The organism is Maribacter aquivivus (assembly GCF_900142175.1).
Classification (GTDB): Bacteria; Bacteroidota; Bacteroidia; order Flavobacteriales; family Flavobacteriaceae; genus Maribacter; species Maribacter aquivivus.
The window spans coordinates 1,660,514-1,687,480 of sequence record NZ_FQZX01000001.1; the positions used below are offsets into that span (position 1 = coordinate 1,660,514).

Sequence of the window (26,967 nt, forward strand, 5' to 3'; positions counted from 1 at the left end):
TGGCTTTAGAGCTGTTATTCAGTTTCCATGTACGCCTCAATTGGTGCGCATGTGCAAATTAAATTACGGTCTCCATATGCATCGTCAACTCTACGTACCGAAGGCCAAAATTTATTTTCGGCAATGTATGGTAACGGGAAAGTTGCTTTTTGTCTTGAGTATGGAAATTGCCAATTATCTGTAGTAGCCATTTCTAAAGTATGAGGAGCATTTTTAAGAACGTTGTTTGGCTCATCAGTATTAGATTCGTCTATTTCCGCTCTAATAGAAGTCATTGCTTCGCAGAACCTGTCTAACTCGGCTAAATTTTCACTTTCGGTAGGCTCAATCATCACTGTTCCTGCAACAGGGAAGGATACCGTTGGGGCGTGAAATCCGTAATCCATTAATCGCTTTGCAATATCGGTTACCTCAATGCCATTTTTCTTGAATGGTCTGCAGTCCAATATCATTTCATGAGCTGCTCGCCCTTTTTCACCTGTATATAATACATCAAACTTACCTTCAAGCTTATGTTTGATATAATTGGCATTAAGAATAGCAATTTTTGTTGATTGGGTAAGACCGTGCTCACCTAACATTTTAATGTATCCGTAAGAAATAAGGCAAACCAATGAACTTCCCCATGGTGCTGCAGAAATTGCAGTAATAGCATCTTTACCGCCAGTAGTTATTACCGGGTTGCTTGGTAAAAATGGAACTAATTGCGGAGCAACGCAGATTGGACCAACACCAGGTCCGCCACCACCATGTGGTATTGCAAAAGTTTTGTGAAGGTTCAAGTGACAAACATCAGCACCAATGGTTGCTGGGTTTGTTAAGCCAACTTGTGCATTCATGTTGGCGCCATCCATATAGACTTGACCACCATGATCATGAATTAATTTTGTAATCTGCTTAATTGACGATTCAAAAACACCATGTGTAGATGGGTATGTTACCATCAACGCAGCTAAGTTTTCTGAATGTAATTTTGCTTTCTCTTCAAGGTCTGCAACATCAATATTTCCTTTCTCATCTGTCTTAGTTACTACAACTTTCATACCTGCCATTACAGCAGAAGCCGGATTTGTACCATGTGCAGATGAAGGAATTAAGCATATGTTTCTGTGAGATTCTCCTCTAGATTCATGATAGGCTCTAATAACCATCAACCCTGCATATTCACCTTGTGCACCAGAATTTGGTTGCAATGAAGTGTCTGCAAAACCAGTAATTACCGAAAGGTCTTTTGCTAGTTCTCTTAGAATGGTTTGGTACCCTTCTGCTTGATCAACTGGTACAAATGGGTGAATATTTCCCCAGTTAGATGAGCTTAATGGCAACATTTCACTAGCTGCATTTAATTTCATGGTACAGCTACCCAAAGAAATCATACTATGATTTAGAGCTAAATCTTTACGTTCCAATTTTTTAATGTAACGCATTAATTCAGTCTCTGAATGATATGAATTAAACACCTTGTTCTCCATGAAAGAACTGCTACGCTGAATGTTGCTTGGTATTGAAGTTGAGCTTAATAAACTTGTGACTTCTGCAGCAGACTTACCAAGAGCCTCAGCGAATATGTATATAATCTGATTGAGATCGTTTAGCGAAGTAGCTTCATTAACTGCGATTGATATAGTGTCATTATCTACGTAGAAGAAATTAACTTCATTTGCTTCTGCAATTGGGCGTACTTTTTTAGCATCAGCTTTGATGGTTATAGTATCGAAATAAGCCGAGTTAATTTGGTATAGACCCAAATTTTCAAGAGCATCAACTAACGTAACTGCGGTGGCATGAATTTTTGAGGCTATGTATTTTAGGCCTTTTGGACCGTGATACACTCCGTACATTCCTGCCATTACGGCCAATAATACCTGCGCAGTACAAATGTTAGATGTTGCTTTGTCTCTTTTAATATGTTGTTCCCTAGTCTGCAAAGCCATTCTTAAGGCAGGCTTGCCATCTGTATCTTTAGTTACACCGATTATCCTGCCTGGGATATTTCTTTTGAATTCTTCTTTTGTAGCAAAGAAAGCAGCGTGAGGACCACCATAGCCCAACGGAATTCCGAAACGCTGTGTAGTGCCAACAACTACGTCAACACCAAAATCTCCAGGAGGAGTCAATAGTACTAAACTCATGATATCTGCAGCTACAGCTATTTTTATGTCATTTTCCTTTGCTTTAGCTACAAAACCTGCATAATCATATACTTGTCCGTATTTGCCAGGATATTGCAATAAAGCACCATAAAAATCTGTACGGAAGTCGAATTCTTCATGGTTACCGATTACCAATTCAATACCTAAAGGAGTCGAGCGGGTTTTTAAAAGTGATAGGGTTTGCGGTAGAATCTCTTCTGATACAAAGAATTTTACAATGTTGTTCTTTTTTTGATCACGGCTTCTTACATCAAAAAGCATTGTCATTGCTTCTGCAGCAGCTGTACTTTCATCTAAAAGCGAAGCATTTGCAAGTTTCATTCCTGTTAAATCTGAAACTATGGTTTGAAAGTTTAATAAAGCTTCTAATCTACCTTGTGCAATTTCAGCTTGATATGGAGTGTAAGCAGTATACCAACCCGGATTTTCAAGAATGTTTCTTTTAATCACTGACGGTATTAAACTTTCGTGATATCCTAAACCAATATAAGTTCTGAAAACTTTATTTTTTTTAGATAACGCTTCTGTGTGTGCAAGAAACTTATGCTCACTCATTGGTGGATCTAATTTTAGGGGCTCTTTAAGGCGAATATGTTCTGGTATGGTCTCAAAAATAAGCTGTTCCAGATTTTCAACACCTACCGTGTTGAACATGGTATTTAAATCTTCATCCCTTATGCCGATATGGCGTAATGCAAACACGTCAGTCTTCATAGATACTATTGTTATATAATGTGTAAAATTACCACTTTTATGTGTTTAAATTAGTGCTGTAAGCTGTTGATATCTTGAAAGTTTTTAACCAAAACAAAAGGTTATAAACACTTTAACTACTTTTGTTTAATGACCATAATCAAAAAGATTTTTGATTTTTATCTTGATGCTAGTATTCATGTCGCATTGGCGATATTTAGCTTGGTTCATGTTACTGCGCTTACTTTAAACATAAATGTGCCTTTAGAACTCTATTTTTTTATTTTTTTCGGTTCTATTAGCTGTTATAATTTTGTAAAATTTGGTGTAGAGGCAGAGAAGTATGTTCTTGTTGCCAACACGTATCATAAAAACATTCAATTTTTTAGTTTTGGATGTTTGCTTGTTGCAGGATATCAGTTGTTTTTTTTATCGGAAAGAGTATTTATAGGTCTATTTATACTAGCAGCGATTACAGGACTTTATGCATTGCCTGTTTTACCAAAGAATAAAAATTTTAGAAGTTTTAGCGGTTTAAAAATTTTAATCGTCGCAGCAGTTTGGGCAGGGGCTACAGTGATATTACCTGCTATTTCTGTTTTGGAAGATATTTCTTGGAATGTAAAAGTTGAGGCACTACAGCGCTTTCTTTTTGTACTTATACTTTTAGTGCCTTTCGAAATCAGAGATTTGAAATATGATAGTGCAACTCTAAAAACTCTGCCACAAAGAGTAGGAGTGAAGGGAGCAAAAATAATAGGGTATAGTTGGACGATACTTTTTTATGCTGCCACTTTCTTGAAAACAGATTTAGATACCGCACACATTATCGTGAAGACAATTCTATTCTTAGTATTAATGCTAATGATATTTAAGACAAAATTAGACCAACAAAAATACTTTTCATCTTTTTGGGTAGAAGCAATTCCGTTATTTTGGTGGCTACTTTTTGTTATAGATAAGAAATATTTTATTTTGCTTTAGAAAAGGTTTCTTTCATTTTTTTCTTTTCTTCCTCGGACAGTACAGCGAGTCTAGCTTGATTGCAAAGCGAGGTTAACTTAGTATTGTCTTTACTGTGCTTTGCACAGGTTTTACATATAAGTAAATGAAATTTTAATTTTATTTTATCCCAACCAGAAGCTTCTTCGTATTGAGCTTTATCGCAAATATTTGCTGCCTTTTCACATGAAATCATCATAACTAAAACCAATTTTGATTTAAACAACCCATTAAGCCAGTTCTGGCCCTATGTATCATTACCCAAAGATTAGACGCATTAATTCCTAAAGCATTACAAATATCTTCTGTTTCCATTCCTTCAATAGTTTTCATAGTAAAAACTTGAGCTTGCTTTTTAGGTAACTTAGAAATGCAATTTTGAATGGCAAGACCTAATTCTTCGTTTTCAAGAGCGTCATTTTCAAAATTACTATTAGGGTCGGCAATGCGTTCTTCTAGCCAATCACCTTCAGCATCGGTCTGTGAACTATAGCTCATACGTACTTCTGCTTTTCCCTTTTTGGAATTAATTTTGCGATAGTGGTCAATGACCTTACGTTTTAGAATTGCAATTAGCCATGTTCGCTCTGCCGCATCACCTTTAAAGTTTTTAGCAGATTTAAGTCCCGCTATAAAAGTGTCCTGTACAAGGTCTTTTGCAATTTCGGCATCGCTTACTCTAGTTACGGCGTAGTTAAATAGATAATCTGCGTAGAGATCAACCCACTTATCAGGATTTAGATTGTTTATTTCCATTTTTTATTCTGCACTTCAAAAGTAATTTAATTTTGGCTATTATGTTTACTTTTGGGTCTAAACGACTTTATCATGAGAAATATACTATTTTTTCTGCTGCTTCTTGTTACTCAGTTTGCTATAAGTCAAATAGAATCAAAGCCGATTTCTGAGTTTATTGGTTTTGATGAATCTGCAGAAGTATTGTTAGATGTGAGAACACCGGCAGAGTTTGAGGCTGGTTGTATTAACGGAGCAGTTAATATTAATTGGCTATCAGATGAATTCAATCAGCAAATAAAAGGTGTGGATAAAAACAAAAAGATATTTGTTTATTGTAAAATGGGAGGAAGAAGTTTAAAATCTCAAGAAAGGTTAGCAGAACTTGGTTTTAAGAATGTAGTAAATTTAGAGGGCGGTTATGATGCTTATTCTAGTAAATAGTAAAGCGCAAATTTATTTTTAGGCGTTTATAATTCTGCAAGAATTTTGGTTAATTGGTTGTCTCTTATTGGTTTGACGATATAGTCAGATACTTCTTTTATCTTTTTTGTCTTTTCAAAATCTACCAAATCTACAGATGATGAAAGAATATATACGGTTATTTTTTTGGTGGCTTTTGATATTAACTTAATGTATTCATCCATAAACTTGTACCCGTCCATTACTGGCATATTTACATCTAAAAAAATAACATCTGGTAATATGATATTATTGTCAATATTTTTATTAAAAAAGTTCATTGCTTCTGCTCCATCAGTAAATGGCATGATGTTACTGACAGATTTGTGAGCCTGTAGCGTGTGAAGTATAGTGTATTGAAATACTTCGTCATCATCTATTACGCAAACTTGAATATTATTGTCCATCTTTTTTAATTTAAAATGATAAAAAATGTTGTGCCGACGTCAACTTTACTTTTTGCCGAAATCGAACCGCCCATTGCTACTATTTGAGCTTTGGTCAAAAATAAACCAATGCCTTTTGCATCCGGGTGTTTGTGGAATACTTTGTTAAGTCCAAATAATTTATGACCATTACTTTTCATATCTATTCCTAGCCCATTATCTTCAAATTCTAATGTTATTCTTCCATTAACGGTATTTGAGGTAATGGAGATTTCTGGTACTCTATCTTCGGATCTGTATTTCAATGAATTACTTACTAAATTAAGAAAAATACTTTCTAAATAGATAGGATTGTATCTTACATTTTGCGCTTTAGAAAAATCACATCTTATATTGGCATTACTTTTTATTAACTCGGCAGCTAATATTTCTTTGGTTTTTAACAGCGTCTGCTCAAAACAAAGTTCTTGAGTGATCTCAACAGCTGAGTTTTTTATTGATATTGTTTCTATTAGGGCGTTAAGTGTTTCTGTCAAATGGTCTATTACAATTTCAAACTTTTCAAAAATTTCTATTTTTTTGCTCTCATTTTCAGTGCTTTTATATAGACCTAATAGTGCATTAAGGTTGCTTACTGGGGATCTTAAATTATGTGATGTAATGTGATTAAATTCAGCAAGTTGCTTATTTTTTGAAGTTAAGTTTATCGTTGATTTTTCTAAACTTCTGTTGGTGTCCATTATTTTTTGATGTGCTTCTATCTGTTCAGTGATGTCTTGACTTGATCCTATCAATTCTATAACATTACCTTCTTTATCAAGTATGACCTCGCCAATTAATTTAATGGTTTTAATTGAATTGTCATTTTTTACGATTCTGTGATGAAATTTATCGAACTTTTTTGTTTCAATTATTCTTTGACTTATATCAATTACCTTTTCGCGATCGGCAGGGTGTACTCTTTTTAAATAGGTTTTAAAATCTGGTTTTGCTCCTGGTTCAAAATCTAAAATCTTCAATAAATTTTCGGATTTCTCCATAACATCTTGTATGATGTCCCATTTCCAATAACCAATACTAGAGAGCTGTTCGGCGAAAGTTAAAAGTTGGTTTTTTTCTATTAAATCTTGTTCTCTTTTAATACGATCTGTTACGTCTTGTGCTGTGCCAATTAATTCAATCATTTGGCCATTGCTGTCCTTAACTACTTCGGCCATTAGCTCTAAGGATCGAATTGAGTCGTCATTCAAAACAATTCGGTATGATAAAAGAGATTCGCTCTTTTGTGTAGCTACTATATGTTCTATATGCTCAACGACCTTTTCAGAATCTTCTGGATGTATTCTTGATAAGAATAAATCCATATCAATTGGTACGCCTAATTCAAGATCATAGAGTTTATAAAGATTGTCTGACCATTTTGATATGCCTGTATGTGGGTTCCACTGCCAAGATCCCATCGAAGCCATTTCTTCGGTAAAAGAAAGTAGGTGGTTTTTTTCTTGAAGTAATTGTTCTGTTTCGACGATATGTGTAATGTCTTGGGTGGTGCCTAATAATTCAATATTTCCATGTTCGTCTTTAGAAATTTCCCGTCTAACTTCTAAGGTTTTAATTTCATTATTGTTTACTATAATCCGATATGTAGACCTTGGCACTTCTATGCCATTTAGTAAGTTTTTGATTACTTCTTTTACCTTTTCTTTATCTGGTGTGTATATCATAGATATAGCCTTGTCTATGTTTACATCTGAACCCAGTTCAAATCCATAAATTTTATATAGACTATCAGACCATTTAAAAATGTTTTTACTCGGTTTCCATACCCACATACCTAACATGGCCATTTGCTCTGCAAGGTTTAATTGCCTGTTTATTTCAAGTAATTCTAGTTCCTTCTTTTTGTTTTCTGTAATATCTTGACATGTTCCAGACATTTCTAAAACTTCACCTTTACTGTTTAGGGTGATTTTACCGACAGATTTTATGATTTTAATACTGCCATCATCTAGTTGAATTCTATACGTGGATTCCAGAAACTCTCCAGTTTTCATCGCTGTTTCGAGGTTTGCGACTACAGTTTTTTTGTCTTCTTTATGTATGTAGTTAATATAAGTTTCGAAAGTTAAAGGTTCCCGTTTATCGTGACCATAAATAGCATGTAAATTATCGGACCAAAAAACCTCGTTGGTGGTTGTGTTCCATTGCCAATAACCAATCATTGCCATCTTTTCTGCAACGTTTAATTGTTGGTTTTTTTTAGATAATTCTAGTTCTCTTGATTCGTTATCTGTAACATCTAAGCATGTGCCCAGTAATTCTTGTGAACCATCATTTCTATTTATGGTGACTTTGCCCAAAATTTGTATGAATCGTATAGTATTGTCGCTAAGAACGATTCTATGGGTGAAATCGTAAAATTTATGGTCAATAATTGATTGGTCTATTTTTTCTTTTACAAATGCTTTGTCATCTGAGTGAATTTTATTGAAATAAGTACTAAAAGATAATTTGTCGGTTTTTGGTTGTTCGAACATTTGATAAAGGTTGTCTGACCAAAAAACATCATCGGTTTCGGGTTTATATCTCCAATAACCCATTGTGGTAAGATGCTCAGCGAAATTAAGTAGCTGGTTTTTTTCTATTAATTCGTGTTCGATTTTTATTCTATCGGTAATGTCGCGAGCGGTTCCAATTAAAACCTTGTCATTATTTATTCTATTTGATACAACATCTGCCGTAATCTCTAAGGTTCGAATACTTTTATCTCTTGTAATTAGACGGTGACTAAAAGTTTTCTTTATTCCCGTATTTTTTACCGACTGTAATGCTTTGTCTACGTGTGGTTTATCTTTGGGGTGTATTCGAGCATAAAGAACTTCGAAACTGATGGGTTCACCATATTCAAAATCTGTTATTTTGTAAAGATTGTCTGACCATTTAAATGCACCTGTTTTTGTATTTAATTGCCACGTACCTGCTTCGCTACTGTTTTCAGTTAATTCTAATTGTTGTTTTTTTTGAATAAGTTGTTGATCTCTCTCTTTACTTTCTGTAATATCTTGGCAGGTTCCCATTATTGTTATGACCTCACCATGCGCATCGGTTATAACCTCGCCAATAGATTTCATGTTTTTAATCGTGCCATCTTTTAAAGCAATGCGATAATTTGAATCAGGGAAATGCTTTGTCTTTAAAGCTAGGTCAAATTTGGCAGCTATTTCTTCTTTATCCTCTATATGAACATATTCTAAAAATGTTTCGAATGACAAAGGTTTTTCTTTATGTCGTTTTAGAATATGGTAAAAATTATCTGACCAGGTCAGCGTGTCTAAATTTATATCCCATTTCCAAGAGCCAGAATTTGCTAATTTCTCAGCATACTCCAATTGTTTTTTTAATATATGATTCTCAATGTTTTTTACTTTAGTATGGGTAATGTCGGTAATAAAACCATGTAAGCTTGTGCATTTATTATCATTAGTAGTAGCATGTGTTGCTACGTGCAGAAAACGAGAACTTCCTTTAGGTGTTATTACTTCATATTCTAGTTCAAATGAAACTCCTTTTAATAAAGCCTGAGTGTGCGCCTTTATAAGGTTTTCTTTTACAATACCTTCTTTGCAATTTCCGTAGATATTATCTGCATTGGGTATGAATGTTTTTGGTACTTGATGAATTTCTCTCAGAACATCGTTCCAAGTCACTTTGTTAGAATCTACTTCAAATTGAAATATACCTATGTTTTTAATACTACTAGGAGTAGTACTAGTTTTGTCTGTTTGAAGAAGAGTGTTTTCTGTACTCATTTCATTCAAGAGTTTACTAATTAACAAGTGAAAACAAAACGGGGGTGGTTTTGAATGTAAAACAATATTGTGGCTAAATGGCTACAAGGTAATTAATAAATATTTGATTTGCAGAAGGTTTGTGAGTTAATTGAATTCTATAGTCAGATATTCCAATGTCTATACATTTAATCTTAGTTGCGCGTATAGAGATAATATGAAGGTGAGACTTAGGGTTAACCTATGGAGTGATTTTTTATTTGTTCTCCGTAGATGTTTAACTACATAAATTTCAGTGATTTTAGAGTTTATTTATGAAAAGGAGTTTAATCTGAATACACCTTTTTAATATTTTAATGAATTAGGTAGATTTTTATATCTTGTACTAAATTAACCTGATATCGATTCTGAATTATATTCATTAGTCAATATCAGGTTGTTTTTTAATTTTTATTTAGAGTTGCTAGATAATTTTGAATTTATACTAGTTCAATAACCCAGCTCTTTCTAGCAATGCCTCAACCTTTGGTTCTGCTCCTCTAAATCTTTTGTAAAGTGTCATTGGGTTTTCGGTACCGCCTTGCGAAAGAACGTTGTCCTTAAATTTAGTGGCAACTTCTTTATTGAAAATTCCCTCTTCTTTAAAGTATGCAAAAGCATCTGCATCTAAAACTTCAGCCCATTTGTAACTGTAATATCCAGATGAATATCCTCCTTGAAAAATATGGGAAAATGCTGTACTCATACAAGTTTCCGGTGTTTCAGGGTAAAGGCTTGTATCTTTAAAAGCTTCATCTTCATGAGCTTTAACGTTGGTTATGCCTGTAGGGTCAACACCATGCCAAGACATGTCTAAAAGTCCAAAACTCAATTGACGCAAGGTTTGCATTCCTTCTTGGAATGTGGCGGACTCTTTTATTTTCTGAACCAATTCCATTGGTATAGTTTCTCCTGTTTCGTAATGTTTGGCAAATAACTCTAATGCTTCCTTCTCATAACACCAGTTTTCTAAAACCTGACTCGGTAATTCTACAAAATCCCAAAATACAGATGTTCCAGATAGGCTAGGGTAGGTGGTGTTTGCCAGCATACCATGTAAACCGTGACCAAATTCATGAAACAAAGTAGTAACCTCGTTAAAAGTCAGTAATGATGGCTTGCTTTTTGTTGACGGAGTAAAGTTGCATACGTTAGATATATGTGGACGTACATTTTCGCCATTTCGCTTCCATTGCGATTTGTATGAAGTCATCCATGCGCCACCTCTTTTACCTGCTCTTGGGTGAAAATCTGCATAAAATAATGAAATTAAATTTTTATCGGTATCGTAAACCTTATAGGTTTTAACCTCGTCATGATATTTTTCAATGTCGTGTACTTCTTCGAACTGTAAATCAAATAAGTTTTCGGCTACTTTAAAAACACCGTTGATTACATTTTCTAGTTTAAAGTAAGGTTTCAGTTTCTCATCATCTAAATTGAATAGCTCTTGCTTTAATTTTTCAGAATAATAACTGCTATCCCATTTTTCTAAACGGTCAATATTATCTAGTTTTTTTGCAAAATCTTCTAATTGCTTAAACTCACGCTCTGCAGCAGGTTTGGCTTTTGCCAGTAATTCATTTAAGAAAGAATGCACTTTCTCTGGAGTCTCTGCCATACGTTCTTCAAGAACAAAATTAGCGTGTGTTTTGTATCCTAAAAGATTGGCTCTCTCAAAACGTAATTTTGCAATTTCAAGAACATTTTCTTGATTGTCTAATTCGTCATTATGAAATGCTTTACTTCCAAATGCCATAGAAAGCTCTTTACGTAACTCCCTATTTTTAGCATATTTCATAAAGGGAATGTAGCTTGGGTAATCTAAAGTAATCATCCAACCATCTTCTTTACCTTTTGAAATGGCTAATTGTGCTGCGGCTTCTTTTTCACCTTCTGGTAATCCGTCTAAATCAGCTTCATCTGTTAGGTGCAATTGATATTTATTGGTTTCAGCAAGTACATTCTCGCCAAAAGTCAATTTCAATTTTGCAAGCTTTGCATCTATAGCTCTTAAGCGTGTTTTCTTTTCTTCGGATAAATTGGCTCCGTTTCTACTAAAGCTCTTGTATTTTTTATCTAAAAGTGTATTTTGTTCTACCGTAAGGTTTAAACTATCTTTTTGATCATAAACAGCTTTTACTCTTTTGAATAACGCTTCGTTTAATGTGATATCATTACCAAATTCTGAAAGTAAGGGAGAAACCTCTTGCGCTATTTTCTGAATTTCCTCGTTAGTTTCTGCGGAATTCAAGTTGAAAAATACACTTGATATTCTGTCTAATTGCTGACCAGAAAACTCTAAGGCTTCTATGGTGTTTTCAAAAGTAGGAGCATCTGTATTTTCTGTAATGGCATCAATTTCTGCTCTTGCATCTTCAATAGATTTTAAGAAAGCAGGCTTAAAGTGCTCATTTTTTATTTGTGAAAAAGGAGCAGTATCAAAAGGGGATAATAATGGATTCATATTTCAAGTTCAAGTATAAGCGTCAAATTCAAGACCGCTTAAATAAATTAAAATCAGTTTTACTCGATAATCGAGATTAAAATGCTTCGACGTTTCAGTCGAAATCTAAATAGAATTTTCAATTCAATGCTTCGCGGATTGCTCCGAGGTTGTTTACTAACTATTTACCGTTAACAGCCTTTGCGCCTTCAATTACTTTTTGCTTCAGACCTTCTTTATAAAATATAATTTTATCTAAAACGCATTTATCTGAACTGCCGATAATCTGCGCAGCTAAAATTCCTGCATTTTTAGCTCCGTTCAGCGCAACTGTTGCTACTGGTACGCCACCTGGCATTTGAAGTATAGATAAGATAGAGTCCCAGCCATCAATAGAATTACTACTTTTTACAGGAACTCCAATTACTGGTAATGGAGACATAGACGCTACCATACCTGGTAAGTGAGCAGCGCCACCGGCACCTGCTATGATTACTGCATAGCCTTTTGTGTGTGCATTTTTACTGAAATCGAATAATTTTTCTGGTGTTCTGTGGGCAGATACAATATCAACATCTACCTCTATATCAAAACCTCTTAAAATATCTATGGCTTCCTGCATTACGGGCATGTCACTTGTACTTCCCATTACTACGGCTACTTTACTCATGTTTTTTATTTTGAAATCACTTGAATTGTTGACTTTACTTTTTCGGCAATAGCTCTTGCTTTTTCCAAATTACTATTGACTATGGTTACATGTCCCATTTTTCTGAACGGTCTTGTTTGTGCTTTGCCATAAATATGAGGCGTTACTCCTTCCATCGCTAAAATTTCTGCTATATTTTTATAAACGACATCACCTGTATGGCCTTCTGCACCTACTAAATTTACCATGACACCTGCTACTTTGCTATCGGTGTTTCCTAAAGGTAAACCTAGAATACTGCGAATGTGTTGTTCAAATTGATTGGTGTAGCTGGCTTCAATACTGTAGTGCCCACTGTTATGTGGTCTTGGTGCTACTTCGTTTACCAATATTTTATCATCTTCGGTTTGGAACATTTCAACAGCCAGCAATCCTGTAAGTCCTATTTTATCTGCAACTTTTAATGCTAATGCTCTTGCCTTTTCAGCTACTTTATCATCAATACGTGCAGGGCAAATTACATATTCCACTTGGTTGGCTTCTGGATGAAATTCCATCTCTACCACTGGATATGTTTTAATTTCTCCTTCAGAATTTCTAGAGACAATTACAGCTAATTCGTTTTTAAACGGAATCATAACCTCTGTAATACATTCACCTGTAGGTAAGCCCTTTAAATCTGCTAAACTTCTAACGACTTTTACTCCTTGTCCGTCATAACCAAACTGTGCAACCTTCCAAACAAACGGAAATTGTAATCCTCCGTTTTCAATGCTATCCTCAATTTCACTTAGGTATGCAAAACGCTGAAAATCTGCAGTAGGTATTTCATTGTCAACGTAAAACAATTTCTGTTTTGCCTTATTTTGAATAATACGCAATGCGTTAGGTTGTGGGTATACTTTTACTCCTTCATCTTCTAATTTCTCTAAAGCATCAAGATTTACGTTTTCTATCTCTATGGTTAGCACATCTACGTCTTTACCAAAATTGTATACCGTATTAAAATCTAATAGACTGCCTTGTACAAATTCATTACACGACATTCTACTTGGTGCTTCAGAAGAAGCATCTAGAACTTTGGTGTAAATATCCCATTTTCGTGTTTCGTACAACATCATTTTACCTAGTTGACCACCACCTAAAATGCCTAATTTAAAATCTGAAGAAAAATAATCCATATAATTGTTGCTTTGGGCAGTTGAAAAAACGCCTTAAGTACTACAAAAATACGGTTAAATCTTAGAAACCAATTCCTTTCTAATCAAAAACACAAGGCAATACCTTATCTTTGCAAACCTTGATAATTTATGAAAATTGATACAAATTCACGACAAGTTTTTTAAACCTTATCTCAGCGAATCTGAAATTTTGCAGGCTGTAAAAACGGTTGCAGATAAAATTGCCGAAGATTATAAAGATGAGACGCCCATTTTTGTAGGCGTGTTGAATGGATCTTTTATGTTCGTTTCAGATTTAATGAAGGCCTATGAACACCCTTGCGAAGTTTCGTTTGTAAGACTTAGTTCTTACCAAGGCTTAACATCTACGGGTATTGTAGAGACATTGTTAGATGTGCCAGAAAATATTGAAGGGCGTAGTGTTATTATTTTAGAAGATATTATTGATACAGGACGTACCTTGCAGAAACTGGTGCATTTATTTTCAAAAACTAAGGTTAAAGAATTTAAAATAGCCAGTCTTTTTTATAAGCCAGATGTATATAGGGGAGAATACGCTATCGACTATTTTGGTTTGGCAATACCTGACAATTTTATTGTTGGTTATGGTCTAGATTATAAAGAACAAGGACGAAATTTAAAAGAAGTATACCAATTAAACCAGAAACATATGATTAATCTTGTACTCTTTGGTAAGCCAGGAGCCGGCAAGGGCACACAAGCACAATTTCTAAAAGAAAAATATAATTTAAAGCATATTTCTACCGGAGATGTTTTTAGATTTAATATCAAAAACGGAACGGAGTTGGGCACTTTGGCCAAGTCATATATTGATAAAGGAGAGCTAGTGCCAGATGAGGTGACAATTAAAATGTTGCAAGAAGAAGTGGAGAAGAACGCTGATGCTGACGGATTCATTTTTGACGGTTTTCCAAGAACTGCTGCACAAGCTGAAGCTCTTGATAATTTCTTAGAATCTAAAGATATGGGCATCAATGCAACCATCGCTTTAGAGGCAAATGATGAAATTTTAATTGATCGTCTTTTAGAAAGAGGTAAGGTTAGTGGTAGAACAGATGACCAAGATGTAGCTAAAATTAGAAATCGTTTTGATGAGTACAATGCAAAAACTACTCCTGTAAAAGAATTTTACGAGGCTCAAGGTAAGTTTCATAGCGTAAACGGTATTGGCTCAATAGCTGATATTACCGAACGCCTAACGAAAGTGATCGAAGGCTTAAAATAATATAGAATCTCTTTTATCAACCATAAGGTTTGATGAAGATTTTTGAACTGAAAGAATAACAATGACCGAAGGTAATTTTGTAGACTACGTAAAAGTGGGTTTGACTTCTGGTAAAGGAGGCAAGGGATCTGTGCATTTGCACCGTGAAAAATTTATTACCAAAGGTGGTCCTGATGGTGGTGATGGTGGTCGTGGCGGACATATAATTGTCCGAGGTAACGAGAACCTTTGGACCTTAATTAATTTTAAATACACAAAACATTTTAAAGCTGGGCATGGTGCACACGGTAGTAAAAGCCGTAGTACTGGTGCAGATGGTGAAGATGTGTATTTAGATGTGCCGTTGGGTACAGTTGTAAAAGATTTTGAAACCAAAGATGTCCTTTTTGAAATCACCGAACATGGCGAAGAACGCATTCTGCTTCAAGGCGGTATGGGAGGTCGTGGTAACTGGCATTTTAGAACATCTACAAACCAAACACCTAGATATGCCCAACCGGGTATGGATGGCTTAGAAGGTGAATTTTTGTTAGAACTTAAAGTTCTTGCTGATGTAGGTCTAGTAGGTTTCCCTAATGCTGGTAAGTCTACTTTATTATCTGTAATAACTTCGGCAAAACCAAAAATTGCAGATTACGAATTTACTACCCTAAAACCTAACTTAGGTATTGTAGAATATCGCGACTTTAAGAGTTTTGTAATGGCAGATATTCCTGGTATTATAGAAGGTGCTGCAGAAGGTAAAGGTTTAGGTCATTACTTTTTAAGACATATTGAACGTAATGCGAATTTATTATTCTTGATTCCTGCCGATAGCAAAGATATCAGTAAAGAATACGAGATATTGCTTGATGAGCTACGTCGTTACAATCCTGAGTTGTTAGATAAGGAACGTCTGATCTGTATTTCTAAAAGTGATATGCTAGATGAAGAATTGATGGATGAAATGAGAGAAGAGCTCAATAAAGACTTAAGCGGTACTCCGTTTATGTTTATATCATCTGTAGCGCAAATGGGTATCGTAGAATTGAAAGATAAGCTCTGGGCAATGCTTAACTCTTAATCGAATACCTTCCCAAAAACATATATTACTCTTTTATTTTCTTTAAATTTAAGAAAATGCAATATCATGAGAATCCTTTTTTTTAGTGTTGTACTACTAGTTTTAACTTCTTGCGGGTCAGCTAGGGTTAATTATGATTATGATGATCAGACTGATTTTACATCGTATGCCACCTATAACTATTTTGGTGATATGGAAACTGGTCTAAGCGAATTGGACGAGAAAAGGTTAATGGATGCTATGGATGCTACTTTAGGCGAAAAAGGATTTATGTTCGCTGAAGAACCAGATATGTTCATTAATATTAAGAGTACTGTCTTTAAAGCACAATCTGCGAACAACGTAGGTGTTGGTCTTGGTGGTGGTAATGGTGGTATTGGCGGCGGTGTTTCAATTGGTATTCCTGTTGGCGGTTCAAAAATGACCAGAGAACTACAAATAGATTTTGTTGATTCTAATAAAGATATGTTGATTTGGCAAGCCGTTAGCGAAAGTCCTTTTCGTGAAGGAGATACGCCTCAAGAAAAATCTGAGAAATTACAAGCTGTAGTCGATAAGATATTCAGCAAGTATCCACCAGAATAGTCCTATTTTACCTTAATTACATACGTAGTAATCAACTGGTCTTCGACTGAAATATGAACGTCGTACAGCCCTTTCTTTTCAAAATTTTGGACTAAGCTAATTTCACCTTCTTTCTTTATAATATTTGGATTTCCATTTTTTTGACTCCCACCTTTGTTCAGCAATAGCTGTGTATTTCCAATAAATTCTTTAGGTACTTGTAGCGTAAAGGTTACCGATGCTCCTTTTTGAATAGTATTATGCATTGCAACTGGGGCAATAGGAATTATTGGTGCTAAAAAAGCTTCTTTGTAAATGACTGGTCCCGCAATAAAAGCATCTAGATTTCCTTTTTTTATAGGTTGATTTTCTACTTTTTGTATTGGAAAATGATTTTTTGCAAATAATTCAGCATCCGCAAGAAAATATCCATCGAAATAATCTTGCTGAAAAAACGGAGTGCCGTTAACAACAATAGTTTCTCCTGCAGACCAAGTAGCATCACACAGATACCATTTTTCATTAATCTTGATTTTGTTCCAAGAATGGTTGGGTGCACTATCTTCTTCTAATAGTAGGGTAGGTGTGCGCCCGTAACCATCAATAATATCACAATTAAATCCTGCAAGAGTTGCCATTTCTTTCACTAAGTATGCATACCCAGTACAGGCAGTTTTTTGATCTTCTAACAAACTTTTAAATACTTTAGGTGTAATGCTTGTATTCCAATCTAAAAAGGCTTGCCGGTCTTTCGCAAACCTTTTTCTCTTGGTGCTTATTTTTACATAAGAAGAATAATCATTGGCTATGTTTGTGCTGACCCAAGTGTATATAGCTCTAAATTTTTCGACATCAGTTTCTAATAATGTGGTTAAATTATGAGTAAGTACGGGTAAATTTCTTAGGCTAGCATCTTTATAATAATCAGCTATGCTATCTGCTTTTTTAAAATCGATATGATTAAAATCTGAGCGTTGGGCAAAGCTCATTAATGAAAATAAGAGCGTTGTAAGGAATATAAATTTTCTCATTATTTAAAAATATCTCCAATCTTCTGAAAAATATTTCTTTTGCTAGAATAAGCGCCGCCAATTACAACCTCGCCCATTAACTCAACATCATAGGTGTCGAACGTAACATTGATATCTATATTAGCACTACCGTTTGCTGGGACTTTGTACGTTTTGGTTTCATAACCTATAAAGCTAAGTACTAGAATGTCATTTTCTACTAGCTGTTGTGGGAATTCAAATTTACCGTCAAAATCTGTCTGTGTTCCTATTGTAGTTCCTTTCAAGACCACATTTACACCAGGTAATGGTTCATTTGCTTCATCTACTATGGTACCTGTTACGGTGTGTTTTTCCTGAACAATTTCAACATATGAAATATCACCCATAATATCTGTGGAAACCACTTCAATAGGTGGTTCTATACTGGCGGTTTCTTGACCTTTAACTTCAGTAGCGCAAAGAGCCAATAAAGAAAAACTCATCATTGCTATTCCCTTGTGTAACATAGAATTATTCATAGTTTGTAGCGAGTTGGTTTCATATGTTTTTAGTTGTGAGGCTTTGAACATTCCGCAGGTTTTCTTATTTCCATGGCTTAAATAATTTATAAGCTCATTATCTGAGAAGTTGGTAAAGTCGATAACTTCTTTTTCACAGCTTTGGCAAAAACCTCCTTTTTCGGTTTTACTAAAATTACTAAATTTTTCTTTGCATGGTTCTTTTACGTCAATTGTTAATGTGCTTTTCATAATTCGGTTTTTTATTAGTACACCTCTAAAGTATAAGGAACACTGATGTTATAAAATGTAAAATGAGTGTAATGTCACTTTCAATGAGTCACCGCGATTTTAAACTTGTTTTAAGATTTTGAATTACTTTTTCTGATGTAATTAGGTAGTCTTCAAATGTTAATGTTGGTATTTGAGAGTGTAAAAAAAACGTATTGAAAGTAAAATCCTGTTATTTTTGTAACAAAACTCAAAACGTGCGTCATATAGACTGACACGTTAAAAACTAACTCACACAAAATGAAAAAGATTTATTTTCTTGCTGCCGGTTTGGTAGCCTTAGCTTCTTGTAAAGAGGAAGCGAAACCTACTGCTGAAGTAGAAACAATACCAGGTATCGTTCTATCGAACATGGATACTACTCAAAACCCTAAGTCAGATTTTTATAACTACGTAAACGGAAACTGGATGAAGTTTACCGAGATACCAGATGATAGAACTAGCTGGGGCGGTTTCAGTGTACTTCGTAAATCTACAGATGACGACGTATTAAAAATATTGGCTACTGCGAAAGAAAGTGGAAATTATGCTGCAGATACCGATCAAGCGAAAGCTTTGGCAATTTTTGATACTAAGTTAGATTCTGCTGCTAGAAACAAGGCGGGTATTACTCCGTTAGCTTCGGCATTTGAGGCAATTGCTTCGGTAAAGAATTTAAAAGATTTACAAACCGTATTGGCAACCAATGCTGCTGTATCTTCTCCGTTCTTAAATATTGGTGCAGGTGCAGATTTAAATAACAGTAGTATGAACGCTGTGTATTTAGGTGCTAACGGATTAGGATTGCCTGATCGTGATTTCTATTTAGAAGAAGATGAGAAGTCTGTTGAAATTCGTGAAGAGTACAAGAAGCACGTATCTAAAATGTTACAGAAGTTAGGTGATTCTGAAGCTGATGCAACGAAAGCTGCCGATAAAATTTTAGCTCTAGAAACGCAATTGGCAGAACCTCGTTTAAATAAAGTAGAACGTAGAGATGCTAGAAACTACAATAACCCTAGAACTATTGCTGAGGTAGATAAAATGATGTCTACTATAGACATGAAGAAACTTATTTCTGATTTAGGTATTACTAAAAAGTTCGATACACTTTTGGTTACGCAATTAAGATATACAGAAGCTTTAGACAAGTTCTTAAAAACGACGCCAATTGAAGATATTAAAACATTGGTAAGATGGGATACTTTTAATAGTGCTGCCGGTAAATTAACAACTGATATTGAAACTGCAGATTGGGAATTTTATAGCAAATACCTTAGAGGTGCAAAAGAACAACGTGCTGCAGATGAGCGTGCATTAGCAACTGTAAACGGTACTGTTGGTGAAGCTTTAGGTCAATTGTATGTTGATGCAAAGTTTCCGCCAGAAGCAAAGGCAAATGCTGAGTTGATGATTGCAAATGTAATCGAGGCTTTTAAAGAACGTATTTCTGTTTTAGATTGGATGAGCGATTCTACAAAAACAAAAGCAATTGAGAAATTAGATAAATTCACCGTGAAGATTGCTTACCCAGATAAATGGGAAGATTATTCTACTATGGAAGTTTCTGCTGATAAGTCGTATTTCGAGAATATGACCGCTGTTAATAAATGGGGAGAGTTAAAGAACTATTCAGAAATTGGAGAGCCTGTTGATAAAACAGAATGGGGAATGTCTCCACAGACTGTAAATGCATACTTCAATCCGTTGAATAACGAGATTGTTTTTCCTGCTGCTATCTTACAACCACCTTTCTATAACTATACTGCTGATGAAGCTGTAAATTATGGTGGAATAGGTGCTGTTATTGGACATGAAATTTCTCATGCTTTTGATGATAGTGGTTCTCGTTTCGATTCTGATGGAAATTTGAAGAACTGGTGGACAGATGCTGATTTAGCTGCATTTACTGAAAGAGCTGATGCTTTAGCGGTACAGTATGATAGTGTTATGGTATTGCCAGAAGTTTATGTAAACGGTAAATTCACTTTAGGTGAGAACATAGGTGATTTAGGCGGATTGCTAGGTGCTTATGACGGACTTCAAAAATACTACGCAGAAAATGGTCGTCCTGAAGATATTGATGGCTTTACTGCAGAGCAACGTTTCTTTATGTCTTGGGCTACAGTTTGGAGAACTAAGAGTAGAGATGAGGCTTTAAGAACTCAGATCAAAACTGATCCACACTCTCCAGGTATGGTTAGAGCAACGCAACCCTTATTAAACATTCAAGAATTTTACGATGCCTTTGATATTAAAGAAGGTGATGCTATGTATTTAGCTCCTGAAAAAAGAGTTAGTATTTGGTAGATTATTTTTTATTAAAAGACGAAAAGGGCGCTACATAGTAGCGCCCTTTTTTTGTGTTTTAACTCGTCTTTGCGAGGAGCTTTTCGCGACGTGGCGATTTGTTTGTTTTCAGTGGTTGTTGAGTTTTTAGTCAGCCCATAATAAGATTACTTCACTTTGTTCGTAATGACGTTAGTTTTCAACCGAAACTCTTACTCCTTCACTATGACTACTAAATTCTGGTGCATACATACTTTGTATGGTGGTAATACCATTACTGAAATCTCCAGCATTATTTACGCGTACATCATATTCAAACACATAAACCCCTTTTGGTAAATAGTCAAAGAAGAAATTGGTACTTGCATCTTTGGTGCTTTCGTAATACCCTAAGCCGTCTTGCCACTTATATCTTGAAATTACGTTTACGGGCTCAAACCCTGCTGCACGCATATCTTTCATGTGTATGAATTCCATATCACGGTCGGATCTCAGTTCAATTCTAATCTTAACCAAGTCACCTACTTTTAACGTAGTGTTGCCGGTCACTTCAGAAATTACCTCGCCAGAATCTGTATTCTTTTTCAAGAATATTTTCTTCTTTAATTTCAACGGAGTCTCGGCGCTTGTAATTTTATCTAAGTCCTCAAAATATTGCCAGTACAAAGCTCCCCAAGCAATTCCGTTGCCTTTTTTGCTAATTTGTACTTCACCCATTTTAGGTTGAATTTCAGCAGTGTTCCAAAAAGTTTTAAAGTAGCCTGTTCCTGCTTCCACTTTTACATTTTCTAATTTAGACGGGTCAATCTCTTTACCGCCAATTAAAATTTCGACTGCATCTGTAACCGATAACCATTCACTGCCTTGTAGTAATAATGCATATACTGCTTCAGTTGTTGCTTTAGTGGTACTCCATTGATTGGTCTGCTTATTTTTAAGTAACCATATTTTAAGATTATCAACCGTTTCAATATCCGCAGGGCGAATTTCAGAAAATGCTTCAATCAGTAAAGCTTGTGTTTCTATAGGTGCCTGATACCAAAACCATGAGTTGGTATTACTTTTCCAGTACATGCCCAATTCATCATTAGTAATGCTATTTTCTTCTAATGCACGTAGAATTTTAGTAGATGTTTTTGCGTCATCTATTCTATGCAATATTAAAGCAAGCATTCCCTGTGCATATAAACCTCTTTTGGTCCAATATTTCTGCGCTTGTTTTATATAATAGGAAGTTATCTCATCTACTTTCTTAGAAGTTTTAATATCCTTAAAAAAGCTGCGCATGTATAAATAATGTACCTGATTTGCACTTAAGTGATCATCGTTAATATTAGAGGTATGTTTTTTCATTTGCTCATACTCTTTAACAAACTCAGCATCTAAATATGAAATTGCGTCTTCTATCATATTAGATTGTTTGCTGTCCACAGGCGAAGTAACCAAATGATTCAAATGACCCATACCCGAAATTATATGTTGGGTAATGTATCTGTTATCGGGACCACCATTGAACCAAGACCAAGCTCCACTTGAATTCTGATTTTGAGCAAGCTTGTTTAAAGCTGATTGTTGCTCGTTCTTCATCTTGTTTAAATTGAACAATAAACCGATTCTTTTCTTTTGTTGGGTTTCAGATTGTGCATCGCGTAACCAAGGTGTTTCTTGAATTAATAAGGATTTTAATTCCTCATTCTTTTCTAGATTGCTTAGTAAGGCATCTGAATTTGCCCATTGGTTAAACACCTCACGAATTCTTGGGTTGCTATTTGCAATATGGCTAGCCAATGAATTTGCGTAATACCTTGAGAATGTCTGCTCGTTACAATCATACGGGTATTCCATTAAATACGGCAATGCCTGTACTGCGTACCAAGCTGGGTTAGATGTCATTTCTAAAGTCAGCTTATGGTGTTTCAGCGTGGTCGATGAGGTGTTGCTTAGCTTGTCTAAAGTAAACGTCTTGGTTTGGTTACTGCGAATCCACATTGGTAATGATTCAGTTACCAATGTTCTGTTTGATAATACAGGCAACATGTTTTGTTCCCCATCAGAGAAATCAGCTGCTTTTGCAATGATTTTATATTGAACCGATTGCAACCCTACCGGAATATTCAATCTCCATGATACTTGGGTATTCCCCATAGCATCAACTTCAAAAGAGTTTGTCTCTAGTGTATTAGAAGCCGCTAACAATTGTTTTGAAATATCTGCACCTATTACCGCATCTGTCAATTCTAATTTTGCCTGACCAGAGAGTAGTTTTTCTGTTAGGTTAGAAATTTTAGTACTAATTATTATCTCATCACCCTCACGTAAAAATCGTGGTGCATTTGGCGTCACCATCAATTCTTTTTGGGTCACCGTAGTTAAGTTGGTAATAGTACTTTCCAATTCTTTGGTATGTGCCAAAAGTTGCAAATTCCAACGGGTTAATGCCTCAGGTGTGGTGAAATTGAACGAAACATTTCCTTCTTTATCTGTCTGTAATGTTGGAAAGAAAAAAGCGGTTTCTTGGAGATTTTTTCGAATGCTAACTGATCCAAAATCTTGGTTCTCTTTTTCAGGTTCTGTTGTTGATTCGGTAATTTCAACACCTGCGACTCTGCCTTCTAATTTACTTTCTTTTTCAATAGTACCATAGCCAACAACGACAGTTGCATCTAATGCAGCATCGTCTTCCATCATGCTGTTTGCAATTGGTGCGGCAGATCTTTTGTACAGGGGCCTTTGTTCATAGAAGTCTCCGTATGAATGAAAATCTAACCCGAATGAATCGAAAGAATCAAATCTTAGACTTGGGTAGCTCATGTCTTCATAATTCGAAAATGTATAGAAGCTGCTGGTCGAAAAGCTGTTATGAGCGTTCGTTCTAATTCGTGAATAGTAATTTGGTCTATGAAATGGATAAAAGCTCCAAGAATGAGCTCTAAATTGATCTAAAGAGGCATCATACATACTTGCTAATAACTCAGCACTTACTTTTTCACCTTTCGGACCTTTGATCTTAAAAGACCAAGTTTCATCAACACCCGGAGCTATTTTGTCTCTAAAGGTCGTTGTCTCTATTTGTAAATCGCTAGAAGGGTAGGGAACAAGAATATTATGAGTGTTCCATTCAAAATAATTAGCAAATGCATAACTGTAAGTGATTACAAATCCGCCTAAATCATTTTCGGTAACAGGTACAGATATTGTTTTTGAATTGTTGTTCAACGTAATTAACTTTTCGTCAACTACGGTATTACTCTTTTCGACTCTTACATAAACATTCAGATCCTTAGCACTTGAAAGAAATGTTATTTGTGCTTTGTCTCCTACTTTATATTGAGCTTTATCTGTTTTTATATGAAACAATTGGTTGTCGGCTAATGTTTGCTCGTTACCAGTAAATGTAATATTAGCGATATCTTTTACGGCTTGCCCAAATTTATCTTTTGAGTTTAATTCTAACCTGTATTTGCCAGATTCCCAATTCTTGGTTTTACCGAAATTGATTTCCTTAGAATTATGAGTGTTGAAGTTAGATTGCCAAACCATTTTACCTTTTTTCCAATTGGCAGAATTGTCTTCGTCTTCAAAAGCGTCATGCGGATAAAGTTTCAAGAATTCATCTTTTGAAAAACCTTGGTAATCTGGAGCAGCCCATTGTCTGGGTCGTATTACGTTTTCAGGTGCTTGTAATTTGTATAATTTTACTTCGCCTGTTGCAGGTACAAATTCTCCGTTTAAATTTCTGCTGGTAATAGTAAAGCCTGTGTCCTTTAGGGTCTTATCAATAGATTCTGGAAGAACTAAATTCACATTTAACGCATGATAACCAACTGCAACATTCGTAACTGTGCTTCTAGTTTCTCCATTAATATCGGTTACATCTGCTGTAATTTCATAATTAAATGTTGGCAGGTTTTCTTTCTCTATACTATTATCGGGTATCGCTTTAAACTTTATTTTATAATTACCTGCTGCATCTGTAACGGTCTCGCCTTGTTCAATTTCTTGAGAAGAGCCATTAAAATGGGGTCTGAACCAATAATACCATCTGGGTAAATTCACAACTCTTTTTACGCGGTAAACTACCTTTGCATCTGAGATGGAACTACCTGCGTATGCTGTTGCTTTACCTATTACCGTTATACTATCATTGACTTTATAAGTGTCCGTAACTGGTTCGAAATTTGTTTCAAATTTAGGTCGTTTGTACTCTTCAACTGAAATACTGGTATATCCGTTCAAACGATTTTCATTTGAGGAAACGCGAATAGAAAACTGACCTGTGAGTCCGGAATTTGGTAGTATAAATTCACCCGAAATAGAACCATAGTCATTGGTGGTCAACGCGAGAGTTTCTATTTCTTGCCCGTTAACATCTGCCAATGTAACTTTAATTTTGGCGTTTTCTAAAACTTTAGAGATTCCTTTTTCTTGGCTGATGGCTATACCCTTAAAAAATAATGGCTGACCTGGTCTGTATATACTTCTGTCCGTAAAAAGAAAGCACGAATAGTTAATTCGTTCTTCATTTTGTGCATACCCTCTGTTTACGTAGTACTCGCCAAAATATGCAGTTTCGCTGTCCTTTTTAGCGGTTATAGAAACGTCGTTCCAACTTTCTTCGTTTTTTTCGATAGTGATGTTACCATGTTTATCTGTAGTATATGTTTTACGGTTTATTGGTTCTTTATAGTTTTTTCGATACCCTAAAATAACTTCTGCACCAGCAATAGGTTTGCCATTATTGCGATCGATTACTTGGTAGAACTGATGAGTTAAGTTTTGCGTTTCTATTACTGCTAAATTGGTTACTTGAACAGTGGTGAAGCTAAATGAATTTACTTTTTCATCTCCAGATTCTGCCACTATCACATAATTTCCATTTTCTAAAGCAGGTATGGAGATTTCAGTACTATGCGTTTGATAATCGTTTTCTGTTTTTAAAGATGCCGACCAAGTTTTAGCAACAGACAGTTTTTTTATATAGTCTTGTTTCTTATTGTCTTGATATAATTCTTCAAGCTCTTTTAATTGTTTCTGGGTAATTTGGTAAGCCATTAACGACAGACGCTCCATATTTTTATAACTAACCAATAGTCTGCTTACCGTGTTGGTTGGTATGTGCTTTTCTGAAGTCAGTTGAATAGTGGTGTTTTGAATTTCAGATTTTAATACCATGCATTTTTGTGCACCTAAACTTTTAGGGAATCTTGCAATTACATCATCGCAAAGTGCAATGGCTTCTTTTAACTTCCATTGGTGTTCTTCATTCGTTTTAGGGGAATAAGTGAGTCCGGATTTTTGGTACTGAAGTGCAATTTCAAAGGTGTATAAGCTAGATAGCGGGCTGTGCTTTATGTTTTCCGCTGAATTCTGCAAAACCTCAAGAAATAGATTGTCTTTATTTTCGAAGGTGGCATTTTCATGAATAAAGCGTAATCGCTCTATATCTACCAATACCAACGGATTCATATCTGGATTGCCAAAATGGAATGATACTAGTTGTTGGTAAATTTCAAGTGCTCTAGATTGTAATGACAGGTTTTGACCATTAACAAAATTTAAAAAGCTAGCAGAGTATGCCTCGCATAAAATTGCTTCGATGTCAATTTCAAATATATCTGCAGGTTTGTTGATGCTATTTTCGCTAGTCGTGTAAAATTGTAAAGCGGTATGTGCGAGAACGTCAAATAATGTAGGTCTGTATTTTTTGCTTTCTTCATTCTTTACTAAAATCTCATTAAAATCTGAAATAGGAAGTTGCTGAGTAGTGCTAGCATTTTCTAAAGATGTAGTAAAATGATAATCTATTTCTTTAAAAATCGTATCTAAATCCCAGGTTCTAAAATCTACCGAATCAATCTTAACAGCTGTCTTGGTTCTATTATTAAATTTATATCTGTTTTGTTTGTAGTATTGCCAGTATAATTTTGCTAAATGATTATGTAGTATTTGTTTAGTAGGTTCGGCAGCAATTGCTATTTCTGATTTGAAATCATTAACGATAGTTAATTTAGCATCTTCTTCGAGTATGTTAATTAAGCCAGATTTATAAATAAGTGCCTTTATAGTCTGTACCTCATTCTTCTCGTTTTTCGCTTTTTTAAAGATAGCTTCAGTTTGTTTTAATGCCGATTTATTCAAGTTTTCCATCTTTAAATCAAGAACCTTATCCCATAGTGAATCATAAGAATTGTGCTCTTGTGCATTACCAAATTGTGTGGACATAAATACGATTAGAATTAAATATAGCTTTTTCATCATAGTAAAATTACAATACAAAACTGTGCCAAGGTAATTTTATATGCAATGAAAAATGAGTGAAACGTACTTTTCGTTTAGGTAGGTAAGCTTGCTAGAAGTTTTGGTGGTGATTGCAAAAGAATGATGCACTGTAATTTACCAAAATAGTAATTGATAGTTTATCAATTCTAATAATTACATATCCATTGACCTGTAGATGCTCTAAATTATTTATTACTACTATACTTAGTGTT

Annotated in this window: 17 protein-coding genes; 6 read left to right on the forward strand and 11 right to left on the reverse strand. The window is 35.0% G+C overall.

The genetic code is table 11. The annotated features are described in order from the left end of the window. Positions 1-14 precede the first annotated feature (14 nt). Positions 15-2,867 carry an aminomethyl-transferring glycine dehydrogenase gene (gcvP, locus tag BUC31_RS06950; RefSeq protein ID WP_073242487.1) on the reverse strand — a complete coding sequence of 951 codons (2,853 nt, stop codon included), beginning with the start codon at positions 2,865-2,867 and terminating at the stop codon, positions 15-17. A gap of 129 nt (positions 2,868-2,996) precedes the next feature. Between gcvP and BUC31_RS06955 the strand changes: the two genes are divergently transcribed. After that, on the forward strand, positions 2,997-3,830 hold the full coding sequence (locus BUC31_RS06955) for a UbiA prenyltransferase family protein (protein WP_073242489.1): 834 nt from the start codon (positions 2,997-2,999) through the stop codon (positions 3,828-3,830). On the opposite strand, the gene BUC31_RS06960 is transcribed toward BUC31_RS06955, so the two are convergent. Next, positions 3,817-4,047 (reverse strand): hypothetical protein, encoded by a 231-nt coding sequence (locus BUC31_RS06960; protein WP_317614946.1) that lies wholly within the window; start codon positions 4,045-4,047, stop codon positions 3,817-3,819. The genes BUC31_RS06955 and BUC31_RS06960 overlap by 14 nt on opposite strands. 2 nt (positions 4,048-4,049) lie before the next feature. Next, positions 4,050-4,604 (reverse strand): sigma-70 family RNA polymerase sigma factor, encoded by a 555-nt coding sequence (locus tag BUC31_RS06965; RefSeq protein WP_073242491.1) that lies wholly within the window; start codon positions 4,602-4,604, stop codon positions 4,050-4,052. A gap of 72 nt (positions 4,605-4,676) precedes the next feature. On the opposite strand from BUC31_RS06965, the gene BUC31_RS06970 reads away from it, so the two are divergent. Further along, entirely contained in the window at positions 4,677-5,027 is a 351-nt protein-coding gene (locus BUC31_RS06970; protein WP_073242493.1) for a rhodanese-like domain-containing protein, read from the forward strand. Positions 5,028-5,053: 26 nt separating this feature from the next. Here the strand turns inward: BUC31_RS06970 and BUC31_RS06975 are convergent, their stop codons facing one another. The 5 genes from BUC31_RS06975 to BUC31_RS06995 all read right to left on the reverse strand — a co-directional run bounded on the left by BUC31_RS06975 (position 5,054) and on the right by BUC31_RS06995 (position 13,534). Then, positions 5,054-5,452 (reverse strand): response regulator, encoded by a 399-nt coding sequence (locus BUC31_RS06975; protein ID WP_073242495.1) that lies wholly within the window; start codon positions 5,450-5,452, stop codon positions 5,054-5,056. Positions 5,453-5,457: 5 nt separating this feature from the next. Next, entirely contained in the window at positions 5,458-9,240 is a 3,783-nt protein-coding gene (locus tag BUC31_RS06980) for a PAS domain-containing protein (protein WP_073242499.1), read from the reverse strand. Between the two features lie 463 nt (positions 9,241-9,703). Then, on the reverse strand, positions 9,704-11,725 hold the full coding sequence (locus tag BUC31_RS06985) for a M3 family metallopeptidase (protein ID WP_073242500.1): 2,022 nt from the start codon (positions 11,723-11,725) through the stop codon (positions 9,704-9,706). A gap of 160 nt (positions 11,726-11,885) precedes the next feature. Further along, entirely contained in the window at positions 11,886-12,374 is a 489-nt protein-coding gene (gene purE, locus BUC31_RS06990; protein ID WP_073242502.1) for a 5-(carboxyamino)imidazole ribonucleotide mutase, read from the reverse strand. Positions 12,375-12,379: 5 nt separating this feature from the next. Further along, complete coding sequence (locus BUC31_RS06995; RefSeq protein WP_073242504.1) at positions 12,380-13,534, reverse strand: 5-(carboxyamino)imidazole ribonucleotide synthase; 1,155 nt, start codon at positions 13,532-13,534, stop codon at positions 12,380-12,382. 136 nt (positions 13,535-13,670) lie between these two features. On the opposite strand from BUC31_RS06995, the gene BUC31_RS07000 reads away from it, so the two are divergent. From BUC31_RS07000 to BUC31_RS07010, 3 genes are all read left to right on the forward strand, one after another. Next, the gene (locus BUC31_RS07000; RefSeq protein ID WP_073242506.1) at positions 13,671-14,780 is read left to right on the forward strand and encodes an adenylate kinase; all 1,110 of its coding nucleotides are present in this window, start codon (positions 13,671-13,673) and stop codon (positions 14,778-14,780) included. A 61-nt stretch (positions 14,781-14,841) separates the two neighbouring features. Continuing rightward, positions 14,842-15,843 carry a GTPase ObgE gene (gene obgE, locus BUC31_RS07005; RefSeq protein WP_073242508.1) on the forward strand — a complete coding sequence of 334 codons (1,002 nt, stop codon included), beginning with the start codon at positions 14,842-14,844 and terminating at the stop codon, positions 15,841-15,843. Between the two features lie 66 nt (positions 15,844-15,909). Then, the gene (locus BUC31_RS07010; protein WP_073242510.1) at positions 15,910-16,428 is read left to right on the forward strand and encodes a DUF4136 domain-containing protein; all 519 of its coding nucleotides are present in this window, start codon (positions 15,910-15,912) and stop codon (positions 16,426-16,428) included. Positions 16,429-16,430: 2 nt separating this feature from the next. On the opposite strand, the gene BUC31_RS07015 is transcribed toward BUC31_RS07010, so the two are convergent. Continuing rightward, entirely contained in the window at positions 16,431-17,438 is a 1,008-nt protein-coding gene (locus BUC31_RS07015) for a transglutaminase domain-containing protein (RefSeq protein ID WP_073242512.1), read from the reverse strand. Continuing rightward, positions 17,438-18,169, reverse strand: coding sequence for a carboxypeptidase-like regulatory domain-containing protein (locus tag BUC31_RS20495; protein ID WP_073242514.1), 732 nt, complete (start codon positions 18,167-18,169; stop codon positions 17,438-17,440). The genes BUC31_RS07015 and BUC31_RS20495 overlap by 1 nt, the downstream gene beginning before the upstream one ends. A gap of 279 nt (positions 18,170-18,448) precedes the next feature. Between BUC31_RS20495 and BUC31_RS07025 the strand changes: the two genes are divergently transcribed. Beyond that, a complete protein-coding gene (locus tag BUC31_RS07025; protein WP_073242516.1) occupies positions 18,449-20,497 on the forward strand; it encodes a M13 family metallopeptidase in 2,049 nt (682 codons plus the stop codon). 171 nt (positions 20,498-20,668) lie between these two features. Here BUC31_RS07025 and BUC31_RS07030 read toward each other — a convergent pair whose 3' ends face one another. After that, positions 20,669-26,731 carry an alpha-2-macroglobulin family protein gene (locus BUC31_RS07030; RefSeq protein ID WP_073242518.1) on the reverse strand — a complete coding sequence of 2,021 codons (6,063 nt, stop codon included), beginning with the start codon at positions 26,729-26,731 and terminating at the stop codon, positions 20,669-20,671. Positions 26,732-26,967 lie beyond the last annotated feature (236 nt).

Bases quoted from the DNA above. Each gene is read 5' to 3' on its own strand.
- obgE (WP_073242508.1), top strand. From the start codon at position 14,842: ATGACCGAAGGTAATTTTGTAGACTACGTAAAAGTGGGTTTGACTTCT.
- BUC31_RS07025 (WP_073242516.1), top strand. From the start codon at position 18,449: ATGAAAAAGATTTATTTTCTTGCTGCCGGTTTGGTAGCCTTAGCTTCT.
- BUC31_RS06980 (WP_073242499.1), bottom strand. From the start codon at position 9,240: ATGAGTACAGAAAACACTCTTCTTCAAACAGACAAAACTAGTACTACT.
- BUC31_RS06960 (WP_317614946.1), bottom strand. From the start codon at position 4,047: ATGATGATTTCATGTGAAAAGGCAGCAAATATTTGCGATAAAGCTCAA.
- gcvP (WP_073242487.1), bottom strand. From the start codon at position 2,867: ATGAAGACTGACGTGTTTGCATTACGCCATATCGGCATAAGGGATGAA.
- BUC31_RS06965 (WP_073242491.1), bottom strand. From the start codon at position 4,604: ATGGAAATAAACAATCTAAATCCTGATAAGTGGGTTGATCTCTACGCA.
- BUC31_RS06975 (WP_073242495.1), bottom strand. From the start codon at position 5,452: ATGGACAATAATATTCAAGTTTGCGTAATAGATGATGACGAAGTATTT.
- BUC31_RS06985 (WP_073242500.1), bottom strand. From the start codon at position 11,725: ATGAATCCATTATTATCCCCTTTTGATACTGCTCCTTTTTCACAAATA.
- BUC31_RS07015 (WP_073242512.1), bottom strand. From the start codon at position 17,438: ATGAGAAAATTTATATTCCTTACAACGCTCTTATTTTCATTAATGAGC.
- BUC31_RS07030 (WP_073242518.1), bottom strand. From the start codon at position 26,731: ATGAAAAAGCTATATTTAATTCTAATCGTATTTATGTCCACACAATTT.
- BUC31_RS06995 (WP_073242504.1), bottom strand. From the start codon at position 13,534: ATGGATTATTTTTCTTCAGATTTTAAATTAGGCATTTTAGGTGGTGGT.
- purE (WP_073242502.1), bottom strand. From the start codon at position 12,374: ATGAGTAAAGTAGCCGTAGTAATGGGAAGTACAAGTGACATGCCCGTA.
- BUC31_RS07010 (WP_073242510.1), top strand. From the start codon at position 15,910: ATGAGAATCCTTTTTTTTAGTGTTGTACTACTAGTTTTAACTTCTTGC.
- BUC31_RS06970 (WP_073242493.1), top strand. From the start codon at position 4,677: ATGAGAAATATACTATTTTTTCTGCTGCTTCTTGTTACTCAGTTTGCT.
- BUC31_RS06955 (WP_073242489.1), top strand. From the start codon at position 2,997: ATGACCATAATCAAAAAGATTTTTGATTTTTATCTTGATGCTAGTATT.
- BUC31_RS20495 (WP_073242514.1), bottom strand. From the start codon at position 18,169: ATGAAAAGCACATTAACAATTGACGTAAAAGAACCATGCAAAGAAAAA.